At 37.0% G+C, this 13,730-nt stretch carries 9 protein-coding genes; 5 read left to right on the top strand and 4 right to left on the bottom strand.

Annotated elements, in window-relative coordinates:
• Positions 1–23 precede the first annotated feature (23 nt).
• From rnc to pyk, 3 genes are all read left to right on the top strand, one after another.
• Positions 24–764 (top strand): ribonuclease III, encoded by a 741-nt coding sequence (gene rnc, locus MR053_RS02515; protein WP_242130908.1) that lies wholly within the window; start codon positions 24–26, stop codon positions 762–764.
• Positions 765–885: 121 nt separating this feature from the next.
• Positions 886–1,371, top strand: a complete 486-nt coding sequence (locus tag MR053_RS02510; RefSeq protein ID WP_242130907.1) for an IPExxxVDY family protein — start codon at positions 886–888, stop codon at positions 1,369–1,371.
• Complete coding sequence (gene pyk, locus MR053_RS02505) at positions 1,371–2,813, top strand: pyruvate kinase (RefSeq protein ID WP_242130906.1); 1,443 nt, start codon at positions 1,371–1,373, stop codon at positions 2,811–2,813. The genes MR053_RS02510 and pyk overlap by 1 nt, the downstream gene beginning before the upstream one ends.
• A gap of 75 nt (positions 2,814–2,888) precedes the next feature.
• On the opposite strand, the gene dinB is transcribed toward pyk, so the two are convergent.
• Positions 2,889–4,013 carry a DNA polymerase IV gene (gene dinB, locus MR053_RS02500; protein ID WP_242130905.1) on the bottom strand — a complete coding sequence of 375 codons (1,125 nt, stop codon included), beginning with the start codon at positions 4,011–4,013 and terminating at the stop codon, positions 2,889–2,891.
• 61 nt (positions 4,014–4,074) lie between these two features.
• On the opposite strand from dinB, the gene MR053_RS02495 reads away from it, so the two are divergent.
• On the top strand, positions 4,075–4,545 hold the full coding sequence (locus MR053_RS02495; protein ID WP_242130904.1) for a CYTH domain-containing protein: 471 nt from the start codon (positions 4,075–4,077) through the stop codon (positions 4,543–4,545).
• Positions 4,546–4,613: 68 nt separating this feature from the next.
• Complete coding sequence (locus MR053_RS02490) at positions 4,614–5,177, top strand: YciI family protein (protein ID WP_242130903.1); 564 nt, start codon at positions 4,614–4,616, stop codon at positions 5,175–5,177.
• 1 nt (position 5,178) lies between these two features.
• On the opposite strand, the gene pbpC is transcribed toward MR053_RS02490, so the two are convergent.
• From pbpC to MR053_RS02475, 3 genes are all read right to left on the bottom strand, one after another.
• Positions 5,179–7,506, bottom strand: coding sequence for a penicillin-binding protein 1C (pbpC, locus tag MR053_RS02485; protein WP_242130902.1), 2,328 nt, complete (start codon positions 7,504–7,506; stop codon positions 5,179–5,181).
• 84 nt (positions 7,507–7,590) lie between these two features.
• Entirely contained in the window at positions 7,591–7,902 is a 312-nt protein-coding gene (locus tag MR053_RS02480) for an antibiotic biosynthesis monooxygenase family protein (RefSeq protein ID WP_242130901.1), read from the bottom strand.
• Between the two features lie 173 nt (positions 7,903–8,075).
• Entirely contained in the window at positions 8,076–13,637 is a 5,562-nt protein-coding gene (locus tag MR053_RS02475) for an alpha-2-macroglobulin family protein (RefSeq protein ID WP_242130900.1), read from the bottom strand.
• Positions 13,638–13,730: the final 93 nt, after the last annotated feature.

The following is a 13,730-nucleotide window of genomic DNA, read 5'->3' as shown; positions in this document are numbered from 1 at the left end:
TAAAATAAGATAGTAATTATCAGATGAGCATCATTCGTAACATATTAAATTCCCGTTATAAAGGTAACGGGAATTTTTTTATGGTATTAACTAAAATCCTTGGGTTTAAACCTAAGCATATCAAATACTATCGTACTGCTTTTACCCATCGGTCCATGAATATTAGGGATACAAAAGGAAATGCCATTAATTATGAGCGATTGGAGTTTTTGGGCGATGCTATGCTAGGAGCGGTTATAGCATCGCATCTATATAATGAAGTTCCAAGTGGTGACGAAGGTTATCTTACTAAAATGCGTTCTAAAGTAGTTAGTAGAGAGCATTTAAATGAATTAGGAAAGGAATTTAATTTAATTGATTTAGTCGAAAGTAAAATTCCTGCAGGACAATTTGGAGATAATATTCATGGTAATTTATTTGAAGCCTTGGTAGGAGCCATATTTTTGGATAAAGGTTACAAGCACTGTGAAAACTTTATATATAAACGTATTATTACCCCTTATGTGGATATAGAAAAGTTAGAAGGAAAAGTTATAAGCTATAAAAGCCTATTAATTGAATGGTGTCAAAAGGAAAAGAAAACTTTTGGTTACCATGTTTATGAAGATACAGGGAATGATGATGTCAGGCATTTTTCCGTAAAGCTATCCATAGACAATAAGGTTGTGGCTAAAGCTAGGGCTACGTCAAAGAAAAAAGCAGAAGAAAAAGCTTCGAAACGTGCTTTTTTTGCATTTCAGAAGAGTATCTCAAAAATGATTTAAAAAGTAGTTGGCTTAAAAAATTAACTATAACGTTTTAGTATATTTAATTATTAACATTAAGCTAAACTTAAATACCATTAACGTATTAAATGCTATATTTACAGCCTATTAATGTAAGGTTATGGCTGTTCGTAAGCTTGTTCTCGATGATTTTTTTGATGAGGAGCAATATACTTTAATAGGTATTCATTGTACTTTAGAAGACTATCGCCTAGCTTATCTACTCAATAAATATTTAGAGATTAATTTATTGAGAAAACCAGAAGACTTAGATTTTGACAAAGGAAAGTCTGTATATTCAATTTTTGAATGGGAAGATTCCAAACACCTAAAAACCTGGAGTTTGGTTTCTAATATTTGTAAAAGGGAAGAGCAAAATAAAACAACATATGTGTCATTGTTTGAAACTCAAGAACCTATTATAAAAACCTACAACTTAATACCCGAATACAAGCAGGTTAACTTTTTTTTAAAAATTGAAAACGAGTATAATGATTCTAAGGAAAAGTATATTGTAAAACAAATTCTAAGTATTCCTCAAATTGTAACAGCTTATAGCATTGACACAAGTCAATTAAAATCTAAAGCTAATTTAATTTTTAGTTAATGCCAACAAGAAAAAAAACAAAAATAGTAGCAACAATAGGACCCGCTTCAAGTACAAGAGAAGTATTAAAAGGAATGCTGGATGAAGGGGTTGATGTATTTAGGATTAATTTTTCTCATGCCGATTATGAAGATGTCAAAGCACGTATAAATATTATACGTGAGTTAAATAAAGAATTTGGATATAACGCAGCCATATTAGCTGACTTACAAGGACCTAAGCTAAGGGTTGGTGTCATGAAGGAAGAAGTAGTTGTAAGTCCAGGTGATGAAATCATTTTTGCTACAGGGATGTCTTTTGAAGGCACCAAAGAGCGCGTTTATATGACCTACGAACGATTTCCTCAAGACGCAAAACCTGGTGAACGTATTTTATTGGACGATGGAAAGTTAATTTTTGAAGTTGTCTCTACCGATAATCATACCGAAGTAAAGGCAAAAGTGATACAAGGAGGACCTTTAAAATCCAAAAAAGGCGTAAATCTACCAAACACCAATATCTCGCAACCGGCACTTACCGAAAAAGATATAGAGGATGCCATTTTTGCAATTGGTCAGGATGTCGATTGGATTGCGCTATCTTTTGTACGTCATGCCGAAGACTTAATGCAGCTTCGTGATTTAATAGCAGAACATAGTGACTATAAAATTCCGATTATTGCAAAGATTGAAAAGCCTGAAGCTATTGAAAATATTGATAAAATTGTATCACATTGTGATGGTTTAATGGTTGCTAGAGGCGATTTAGGTGTTGAGATACCAGCACAGGAAGTCCCCTTAATACAAAAACAGTTGGTACTTCGTGCTAAAAAAGCAAGAATACCAGTAATTATAGCAACCCAAATGATGGAAACTATGATTTCCAGTTTAACACCAACTCGAGCCGAAGTAAACGATGTTGCCAACTCAGTTATGGATGGCGCAGATGCCGTGATGCTTTCTGGTGAAACTTCAGTTGGAAGCTATCCAATACAGGTTATAAAGCAAATGGCTAACATTCTTAAAAGTGTTGAGGATTCCGATTTAATTCAGGTGCCTCAATTACCGCCGCATATTAGAACTAATCGTTACATTACCAAATCTATTTGTTACCATGCGGCAATAATGGCCAATGAAATTGATGCCAAAGCCATTTCTACTTTAACCAATAGTGGCTATACAGCGTTTCAAATATCGGCATGGAGACCGTCTTGCCATATTTTAGTGTTTACCTCTAATAAGCGCATACTTACCAGATTGAGTTTGTTATGGGGCGTACGTGCCTTTTATTACGATAAGTTTGTAAGTACTGATGAAACTATTGAAGATGTTAATGCTATTGCCTGTAAAAAAGGCTATTTAGGGGTAGGCGATATGTTAATTAGTCTTGCAGCTATGCCAATACAAGAAAAAGGTATGGTAAACACGTTAAGGGTTACCGAAATCAAGACGTGTAATTTTTAGCGGTATTGGGATAGTCATAAAATAAACTATACTTTATATAATACCCGTCTAAATTTAGACGGGTGTTATATAAAATTAAAATTCAAATTTTAACTGTACACTTATACTTCGTTGTTCAACTTTATTTTGGCTCCTGCTTACATCTTTCATTTTTTTGGATTCGGTATTTAAATTGGATAGCGAAATGCCCAATAACCTAACAGAGTTGCTTAGTTTTTCTTGATATAGCAAATCTTTCGCTGTATCTAAAATAATGCTCTTATCACTAATGTAATAAGTCAAGGTTTTACTTCGGGTTTGAAGGGTAAAGTCACTGTATTTTATTTTTAAGGTTATGGTTTTCCCAGCAACCTTACTTTTCGTCAATCGTCGTGAAACCTCATTAGCTATATGTTCTAATTTTTCCAGCATAAATACTTCACTGGAAAGGTTTTCACTAAAGGTACGTTCGGCAGCCAAACTCTTTCGGGTGCGATTGGGTTTTACTTCACTATTATGAATGCCTCGAACCACATAGTAGTAATACCTACCAGATTTCCCAAAATGCTTGTCTAAGTATTCCAAGGATTTTTGTTTTAAATCCAGTCCAGTAAAGATGCCCAATTGGTACATTTTTTCTGAAGTTACTTTACCAACACCATAAAATTTCCTAACATCCAATTCTTCTAAAAATGCAAGAACCTCTTCTGGATTTACTGTTTTTTGTCCGTTGGGCTTATTGTAATCGCTCGCCACTTTAGCGATAAACTTATTAATGGAAATACCTGCCGATGCTGTCAGCCCCACTTCATTTAGAATCCGTTCTCGAATCTCTTTGGCAATTAATGAAGCACTGGGATTTCCTTTTTTGTTTTTAGTAACATCCAGATAAGCTTCATCCAGTGAAAGAGGTTCAACCAAATCGGTATAGTCGTAAAAAATGCTTCTGATTTTTTTTGAGATTTCAGAATACCGTTCAAAATTGGGGCGTACAAAAATAAGTTCTGGGCACAGTTTAGTTGCTAAATTCCCTGCCATGGCACTTTTAACACCAAATTTTCTAGCCTCATAGCTTGCCGCACTTACCACACCACGTTTTCCACCACCACCAACGGCAATAGGTTTTCCTCTAAGGTTTGGATCGTCCATTTGCGCTACAGAAGCATAAAAGGCATCCATATCTACATGAATTATCTTTCGTATGGGAAAATGGTGAGTCATGGTCAACCAAATTTACAATTTAAAGTTTCACTAAGTCATTCAAATTTTCAATCTTTGGGTTATGGCAATAGAAATAGAACGAAAATTTTTAGTGACTTCAGAGGACTACAAAAAAAAAGCCTTCAAAAAAACACGAATCCTGCAAGGGTTTTTAAGCACCCATAAAGAGCGTACAGTGCGTATTAGGGTTAAGGATGACGAAGGTTTAATTACAGTAAAGGGGATATCTTCACAAGATGGTCTGTCTCGTTTTGAATGGGAAAAGACCATTACAGAACAGGAGGCCAAATTACTTTTAAACCTTTGTGAACCAATCATTATTGATAAAATACGTTATGAAGTTAAAGTTGGAAACCATATATTTGAGATAGATGAGTTTTTAGCTGATAATGAGGGCTTGGTGATTGCAGAAGTTGAGTTAAAAAATGAAGATGAGGTTTTTGAAAAACCACATTGGTTGGGTCAAGAAGTTACGGGAAATGTGAAATATTATAACTCACAATTAAGTATCAAGCCATTTAAAATGTGGTAGTCTTGATTTTTTGTGACTTAAAGAACCTCTGCTATAGTAAGGGTTGAATAAATATAAAAGTAAACGATATGAAAAGAACATTAATAAATTTTAGACATGTGAAAAGAGAATTAATTTATGTTTTTATCGGATTGCTTATTTCAGCTTGTAAAACTGAACCCAAAACAACAGAAATTATTACAGATACCATAGTTGACGCAAAGGTAGATTCTATCATTGAAGTGAATGAGGAACCTATACAAAAATCAACAAAAGAAATTAAAGCAGAATTAACAGCAAAAGGATTTAAAACGTTCGACTATTTTGACGAAAAAACACAGGACACCATTTTAATGCAGCAATATTTTATTGCCTTTTTAAAACGTGGCCCTATTCGCGGACAGAACGAAGAGGAAACCGCTGAATTACAGAAAGAACATTTAGCACATTTAGGTAAAATGTATGAGTTAGGTTATGCCGATATTTCAGGGCCTTTTGGAGACGATGGTGATATACGAGGTATTACCATTTATAATGTGCCTAGCTTAAAAATGGCAGACAGCTTAGCCAATGCAGATCCTATGGTAAAGGCAGGTAGATTAGAAATTGAAATTCATCCGTGGTGGGCTGCAAAGGGATTTCCGTTGCGATAGGTTATTTTGAAATAGTGATTTTCCGTTTAGCCTCATTCCCAAAAGCATCAACCACCGTAATACTATGTTCTCCATGACTTGGTTTTATGGCCAGCTCATGGATGTCTTTAGTGCTGCCCATATACCTTTCATCCAAATACCAAAATACCGTGCTTTCAGGTTTTGAATGGGCTATTTTTATAATAAGGTCATTGGTGTTACCACCAAAATCCTTTGGTAAAAAAATGGTGTTGTCTTCCTTGGGATAAATGAATGCAATTGCAATGTCGTTATCTCCTAAGCAATCATTCCTAAACTTGGGTAACGGTTTGTAAAACGGATTTTTACTTTTGTAATAGTGGGCCATCAATGGCGGTAATACAAACCAGGGTTTATGGGTGATGTTTGATAAACTTTCACAAGACGTATTAACCCGATATTGTTCAGTTTTATCTAAATGAACCAAAATATGATACGGACACGGTTTTGTTTTTAAACCACTGTTTTGAATAAACCTTTCCTCAGTGTCATGACAATGCGCAGAAGCCCGATGGCCGCTTTGTTTGCAAATGGTTACTTGCTGCATCGCATCAAAAGGTTTGGCGAACCATTCACTATTTGGGAGTATATCAAATACATCAAAAAGCAGGGGGGCTGCTGCTTCTATACCCACCAATCCTGGACGACCTTCGCCATCGGCATTACCTGTCCAAACGCCTACTACATAGTCTTTTGTAGTGCCAATGGCCCAGGCATCACGAAATCCAAAACTGGTTCCAGTTTTCCAAGCGATTTGTTTAGAGCTATCAAAAAACTCCCAATGGTCATCGCCTTCAGGTCTGTTAACCTCTTTTAAACTTTCGTAGGTCAAATAAATGGAAGCCGCATCATAAAGTATTTTTTCCTGGGATTTGTTTCCAAAGTCAATGGTTTCTGAAGCTAAAACTATGGGTTCACAAAACTCATTTTCAAAATACTCGCTCGACGTTTCAGAATAATGGTTTAAGGTAGAAGAAAGTGCTGCATAACTTTTACATAAATCCCACAGATTGCTCTCGGCCCCACCAAGAATAAGTGACAAGCCATAATGATTGGCATGATAAGTTAAATCCTTTAGGTGTAATTGTTTTAAATAGTGGTAAAACCTATCCAGTCCAAATTGCTGTAGCATTTTTACAGCTGGGACATTTAAGGAGCGCGACAAAGCCCTGCTGGCTGTTACAGCACCATCGTAGGTATTGTTATAGTTTTCTGGATGGTAATTTCCAAACTGCGAAGGCGTATCGGCCACTAAAGTGTTAGGTAGAATATCTCCCGCATCCAATAGGGCAGCATATAATAAGGGTTTTAAAATGCTCCCTGTACTTCTTGGTTTGTCCATTATATCGACATCCTTTTGACGGGATTTATCTGTAGGTGCATTCCCTACATAGGCTAAGACTTGTCGCGTGCGCACATCTAAAACCAGTATGGCAGCATTATGGATTTCATTTTGCTTAAGTTGGTTATAATGGTTTTTTACAATTTGGTTTACTTGTCTCTGAAGTTGTAGATCCAATGTGGTTTGCACCCGTTTACCCGAACGTGTCTTAGCGATTTTCTGCAATAAGTGAGGCGCTATTTGGGGCAACGGAAATGGTTTTTGAGGTAAAGTTTCCGTAATGGCTAATTCATAAGTTAAAGTATCTAAAATTTTATGATCCAGAAGTTTTTTAAGTAAAGCGTTGCGTTTTTGCAACAATCGCTCTTGATTTTTACCAGGGAATATCAAACTAGGCGCATTAGGTAATACGGCCAATGTAGCACTTTCCGCCCAAGATAAGTAGTAAGGGTCTCTATTGAAATAGCGCCATGAGGCGGCATCCAACCCTACAACATTGCCACCAAAAGGGGCGTTGCTAGCGTAGAAGTTTAAAATATTGTCTTTTGAAGTTTTTAGTTCTAAACGTGTCGCTAAAATAAGTTCAATAAACTTTTCAAAATAAGTACGTTCTTGTCCTTTTCGAGATAAACGGATTACCTGTTGTGTAATAGTACTTCCTCCCCGTTTTACGCTCCCCGATTTTAAATTCTCTCTTAATGCTTTAAAAATGGAAACAGGATTAAAGCCAGGATGCCTATAAAAATATTCATCTTCAAATTGAAGGATACAGGTTTTAAACTTTTCTGGGATACTGTCATTATATGGAAATCGCCACTGACCGTCTTTCGCAATTTGAGCACCGAGTAGTTCATTGTTTTTGCTTGTAATTATAGTTGCTGTAGGATCATTAAAAAGCTGTGTAGGTAAGCAGAAATAATATGTGATTAGAAATACAGCAATGACTGTCGACTTTATTTTATGGTGCATTATGTAGCGTAATATTCTTGTCACTTAAATATATACTCTAAACCATCTGTTTTAGACGTGATTTAAGAGAATTTTATAACAATATTAAGGATTAACAAATTCATATTCACGCTCAACCTTACAAACTTTCACATTGTACCAAGTGTACCAATACTGTCTTCCTTTTAGTTGGGCGGCAAGATGATCGGTCTGTTGTTTCCATTGTTTTATAGCCTTCAAACTCTCCCAATAGCTCACCGTTATGCCTACCTCATTTCTAGCACTGTCCATACCTAAATACCCTGGTTGTTGCTTGGCCAATGCAGCCATCTTTTCAGACATTTCTGCATAACCTTCAATAGTATCCTTTTGGGTTGAGGTAAAAATAACAGCGAAGTAAGGCTTGAAGTTTTCCATGTGCTTGTTTATTATAATATCAATGTCTCAAATGTAACGATTATTCAACCTTTCCGACTTTGATTTCTTCAGCCATCAGAAATTAAATTTACCTTCCCTAGGCTAAGGAAGGAATTGGTTTTGGTAATTTCATTATAATTCTCATCCTTTTTAAGGAAATCTAGGTGTTTGTGTTATTTCACAACTTCAATCCATTTGCCTTTAGTTCTCACAAAATAATCATTGTCATACATGGCTTCTGCTTGAATGCCCAGCAAATAATATGTGCCAAGGTAGGACGTATTAAGCATTACCTTAAAGGTTTTGGTGCTTGTTTTTCCCTTTTTGTCCAAATCGAAATAGAAGTTCACACGATCGTCCCTAATATCCGTATGTCTTGCTGGACTTGTTACAGTACTTCCAAAATCGGTAAAACGGGTATTCACAATTTCCCAACCTGATGGAAAAATTTGTGTTAGAGCCACGTCATTGATAGCTTCATCCTTTAAATTACTTACTGTTACAGTAGCCACAAAATCCTGTCCTTGCATTAATTTGGAAACATCAAGTATATTACCATTTAAATTAGAATAACTCACCGATACACTTAATCCGCGCTGCTCAACCAGCTCTTCGCCCAAAGGGAGTTTCCCTAAATTTAAAACATGTACATAAATAATATTTTCACCATTGTTGGTAAAGGACAAGGTATTGTTGCCATCAACACTGTTTAATGAGCGTTGAGCTATGGCTTGTTTGGTGTTTATGGTTTCCATTTTGCCATTAATGGTATAGCTGACGTTTAGGGCTTTGCCCCCATTAGCACCGACCATTTTAGCCATGGCCAATAGGCTATAAGCCGTGGTTTGTGTACTCATCCATCGGTTACTGGATAAATCTTTGGCTATGTATTCGGCCAATTCCCTAGTTTTTGGGTTTTTGGTAAGTACCATGGTTTCCAGAGCCATGGCACGGTTACGGTCTACAGACCCGTAGGTATAATAATCGTTCTTAACAGGTTCAAAACTAATATTAGCCGATTTTGAAATCGACTCACTGGCTTCTTTTTGTCCCGCTAATGCATAAGCCGCAGCCAATCGCCATTTGGCTTCATTGGAAATTTCACTGAATTCCCTTAAACGGTTCATTGCGGCCAAATCGGGACTCCCAGCCAATGCCAAGGTGAACAGCCTATAAGCTTGGGCCAAATCGGAATTATAAGTTCTGTAACTTGGGCGCCATTGCCGAGCGGCTTCCTTTTGATAGCGTAACCAATTGCTCTTAAAGGTTAATGGCAACACAAAGCCCTTCTTTTCAGCCTCAATCATAAAATGGCCAGCATAACTGGTACCCCAATGATTAACTGAACGTTCATCCATCCAATAACTCAATCCACCATCGGGCTTTTGAAAATGTGCCAATCGTTTAATGCCGTTTTCTATATTGGTTTGTATCTGTTGCTTTTTGTCTTGGGTTAAATCGAAGATATCGTTTAAAAATAACTGCGGAAACACGCTCGATGTGGTTTGCTCCACACAACCATGAGGATAGCGAATAAGGTATTGTAACCGTCTTGAAAAATCCATTGGCGGTAAAGTGGAAAACTCCACTAAAGCACTATTGGTTTCCGCAACTCCAAAGGTTGAAAAACTTAAGGTTTCCGAAGCCTTCGCTGCTAAGGTTTTGGTGATTTTTCTTGAACTTATGGGATTTGTGTTTTCAACATCCAATTCTACTTTATAACTGGATTGTTCCCCGTTTCCAGAAGCAATTACTTCTACGGTATTAATGCCCTTGGCCTTACTCACATCCAGTTCAAAATAGGCCATTTGCTCATCAGGTTTGGCAAAGTGTAATGCCTTATTGGCATTACCAACGACCGTAATACCAGAACTAAGCTTTAACGACACTGAAACGTCTTTTACCTTGTTTTCCATAGCAAAAACCGTTACTGGCAGGGTCACTTTTTCACCAGGACTTAATTTTCTTGGTAGGGAAGCCAAGACCATTAACGGTTTTTTTACTTCAACCGATTTATCCGTGCTACCGTAGGCTTCATTTTTAGGGTTTCCAGCAACCACCATAGTCCTAACAGCGCCAATATAATTGGGTAGTTTTAGGGTATGCGAAGCTGGCTCGCCTGCTTTTAATTCAAATGGACCTAAATAGGTGACTACAGGCTTAAAACGGTTAGCCTTTTTATTTTTGCCGGCCGTAGCATTGCCATCACCACCAATAGCAAAGACTTGATCGATACTTCCGGAATAAGCTCCAACTACATCATCGAAGATATCCCAAGTTTTTACCCCTAAGGCTTCACGAGCATAAAACGCATCCCAGGCATTAGGTGTTTTAAAACGGGTTAAATCCAATAAGCCTTCTTCAACCATCGCAATGGAGTAGGTCATGGGTTTGTTGTTTTTTTCTGAAATCGTAATCTTGAAAGATTCTTTGGGGCGTAATACATCGGGCATATTAAGCTGAGGTTCCAATTTGGTGTTGGGATCTTCAACCAGCATAGGAATCACACCAAACAAGCGTATGGGTAAATCGTTGGCTGTAATGGCATGGGGTTGCAATAGGGAAATATTAATAAACACGTTGGGTGCCATTTCCGAAGTTACAGGAATGTCTACCGTGGTTTCTCCTCGTTGTGCTTTTACCCACTTAAAATCCAATACTTCAGTGCCATTTTCAATGCTTACCAATGCCCTGCCTTCGTTGCCCGATTGAAAGGTGATTTTAGCCGTTTCCCCAACTTGGTATTGTTCTTTATCAGCTGAAAACATGAGCATTTTAGCAGCATCCTTATTGGAAGATGATGCATTTTGCCACCAGTTTTTATAAAAATAAGCTGTTCGACCGGTAGCATGGCCACCCACAGGATCAATGATTCTAATAAGGTAGCGACCACGATCTTCGTTGGGAATGTTAAGGTTTAGTGTGGCTTCGCCTTGGGCATTGGTGCTGATTTTTCGACTTAAATATGTTCTGTGGTAATTACTGGAAACATAACTTGATAAATCGTCGTAAGAGGAATTCCACCACCAGCGCCATTCTATCTTATAGATTTTAACTTCAAGATTGTCACGTTTTATAGGCTTTCCATGGGCATCGACCACAACTACATCAAAGCTTTGGTTTTCATCCGTAAAGTAAGAACCGTAGGCATTGCCTTTGGGTGAACGTAAACCGACAAAAGCATCATAAGGCGCATAAGGCTTGTTAAAAGCATCGATTGAAAAGTCACCGCCATTTTCAAACGCTCGAACCAAAAACTGAACGTTTAGCATACCAGGTGCATTTTTGCCTACCGTTAATTTACTATCAATGTTAGCCAAACCTTCTTCGTTGACTTTGCCTTCAAACACATTAATCTCTTCCGTTTGAAAATTGCGAGTAGGGTCGTTAAACACATAATCCTTATAATTTTTAAATCCTGAATACGAGGTGCTAAATTTCGCTTTGACTTCAGCTTTTAAGTTTTTAGCAACTGCACCGTGCAACCATTTTACATCCAGTTTGCCTTTTAGCGGCTCGTTATTGGTTAGCACATCATTTTCAAAATCGATTTTAATTTTTAACCGATTGGGCTTAACAGTTTCCATTTTAAGGGCTTTGCTAAAGGAGGCTCCACCAACCGATACTTTGGCATTGTAATTTCCTGTTTTATCCTCGTTTGACGTTGGTACAGTAAACTTGTAAAAGTTGTTCAGGTTATCGCTGGTAATGTTTTTATAGACCAATTTCCCGTTGGGGTTTGTTATTTCCAACTTTACGGGATGCCCTTTGGGAAGTTTATTCGCCTTATCGTTTAGCATAAAAGTAAGATGAAGTGTATCGCCTGGTCGCCATACCCCACGTTCACCATAAATGTAGCCCTTGAGTCCGCGTTGTAGTTTATTGCCAGAAACATCAAATTTGCTCAAGGATAAGGAGTTGCCATCTTGGAGTCTTATATAAGTGGTATTATTCCCTTTTGAAACGATGGCAAAAGCAGCATGTTTATCGGAATCGATAATGGTCAAACCTTGCTCGTTGGTTATACTGCTGGCTAATTCCTGTTGCTGGTAGTTATAGAGCGAAACTTTAGCATTAGCTTCTGGATTAGTGTTTAAAACATTGGTAACGGCAAAATAGTAGGAGTTGTTGGTACCCTGTTTAGCAATTACCCCTAGGTTTGAAGCTAATAGGTTTTGGGATACAATCCTATTTTCGTTGTAATAGGCATCATGACAGGGGTTGTTTTCTTCACGCCAATTATAGACGTAATTTTTATAGCGGTAAAGGCGGTTGTCCCAATAGGCTTCTTCACGTAATTCTTCATCTTCAGTATATTCGATATCACCAAAATCCTCTTCAAATTCTTCTTCATAATAATTTTCGTAATCATCGCTTTCAGAGGTTTCCCTGCCTTCACAATTGTACAGGGAATAACTTTTATCAAAACTTAGTTCAACGCGGTATATAGCTCCTGCATCGGCTTTAAAGAATTTTGAAAGATCGATACTGTAAGCCCTCCATGTGCCTAAATTTTCAGCTGGGGTTTGTAATTGAATGGTTTGCTTGGCTATACGACGCCCTACTTTTTTAATATCGTAGCTATTCGTGCTGTTAAGGTTATTGTCCTGCAAAAACTGAAGGATATTGTCTTCAAAGATTTTAATGATGCGTACATCGACGGCACTTAAATTAACCGCTTCAAAATTAAATTTGAGTTCTTCGGAATTCGGTAAAAGGGTACCACTATTAATTAATCGGACTTGTGGCTTTAAATCTTCAAATATGATGGTTTCAGAAAACGGGTTTTTAAGTTTATAGCCTTCAGTATTTTTTATTCCCTGAAACACATCGACCTGTATATTGCCAGCCAATTTAGAATCGGGATATACTTTTAGCAAATTACCATCAACAATATATTTTGGGTTCTGCACATTTTGAATGGTCACCAAGCCGTCAAAATTCTGTTGTCTTTTTAAAGGATCTGAAAAATTAATGGCCAAGTATTGTTCTGGGGTTTGTATAACATTAACCTTCGTAATGGTAAAATTGTTCTTGCCGGGAATAACAATGGTATTTTCGCCTTTGTTTGAAGCATTTATGGCTTTTCCATTCCATTTTACTAAGATTTCACCGTCTTCTACTGTGCGTTTAATACTGTCTATTTTAAATTCAAAGTTTTTGGAGGTTTCATTCGATTCATTAAAAACAATAATGAGTTTTTTGGCATTTTGTGTAGCTTCTACCAAATTTTTGGCATCGTTAATAGAAATCACATCAGCCGATTTAATAACGCCCTCCATATACTGCCAATCCTTACTGTACGATTGTAAACTTTGGGTTACGATATTAAAATTGGGTGTTATGGTCTTGAATTGAAAGATGTAGTTTTCATAACCTTTTGGAATATCTTTATAAATGTTATTGAGCTTAACCGTAACGGTGTATTCGGTATTGGGTTCCAAATGTTCGTCTGGGGTAAACACAAGCTCATGATTATTGACAACAGTAAGTTTACCTTCAACATAAGGTGAAATGGTAATTAATTTATCACTTATTTCTTGTCCTGCTTCCCAATCTTCCACATCGTTGACCAAATTAATTTGTATTGAGCCAGCTGCCGACACCATTCCAGAGGTGGTGTAACTAATATAATCCCTAAACTTAAAAAGGTTATCGGTTTTTACATCCTTCTTTTTACAGCAAACAAATAGGAAGATTAGACCAACTAACAGAGAAAACTTTTTTGATGCCATAACATGAGGTTTTTAAGTAAATATAAATTAGAAAAGAAGCGTAAGTGGATTCCTTAATAAAGCTACGGTTAATTTTTAAATTTTAGATTTAGG

It is taken from the genome of Aestuariivivens marinum (assembly GCF_022662175.1).
GTDB classification, from domain to species: Bacteria; Bacteroidota; Bacteroidia; order Flavobacteriales; family Flavobacteriaceae; genus Aestuariivivens; species Aestuariivivens marinum.
Note: the sequence above shows the minus strand (reverse complement) of the source record. Positions and strands in the feature narration are given on the sequence as shown.

What these genes read in the sequence shown, in the direction of transcription:
- rnc (WP_242130908.1), top strand. Translation starts at nt 24, where the DNA reads ATGAGCATCATTCGTAACATATTAAATTCCCGTTATAAAGGTAACGGG.
- MR053_RS02510 (WP_242130907.1), top strand. Translation starts at nt 886, where the DNA reads ATGGCTGTTCGTAAGCTTGTTCTCGATGATTTTTTTGATGAGGAGCAA.
- pyk (WP_242130906.1), top strand. Translation starts at nt 1,371, where the DNA reads ATGCCAACAAGAAAAAAAACAAAAATAGTAGCAACAATAGGACCCGCT.
- dinB (WP_242130905.1), bottom strand. Translation starts at nt 4,013, where the DNA reads ATGACTCACCATTTTCCCATACGAAAGATAATTCATGTAGATATGGAT.
- MR053_RS02495 (WP_242130904.1), top strand. Translation starts at nt 4,075, where the DNA reads ATGGCAATAGAAATAGAACGAAAATTTTTAGTGACTTCAGAGGACTAC.
- MR053_RS02490 (WP_242130903.1), top strand. Translation starts at nt 4,614, where the DNA reads ATGAAAAGAACATTAATAAATTTTAGACATGTGAAAAGAGAATTAATT.
- pbpC (WP_242130902.1), bottom strand. Translation starts at nt 7,506, where the DNA reads ATGCACCATAAAATAAAGTCGACAGTCATTGCTGTATTTCTAATCACA.
- MR053_RS02480 (WP_242130901.1), bottom strand. Translation starts at nt 7,902, where the DNA reads ATGGAAAACTTCAAGCCTTACTTCGCTGTTATTTTTACCTCAACCCAA.
- MR053_RS02475 (WP_242130900.1), bottom strand. Translation starts at nt 13,637, where the DNA reads ATGGCATCAAAAAAGTTTTCTCTGTTAGTTGGTCTAATCTTCCTATTT.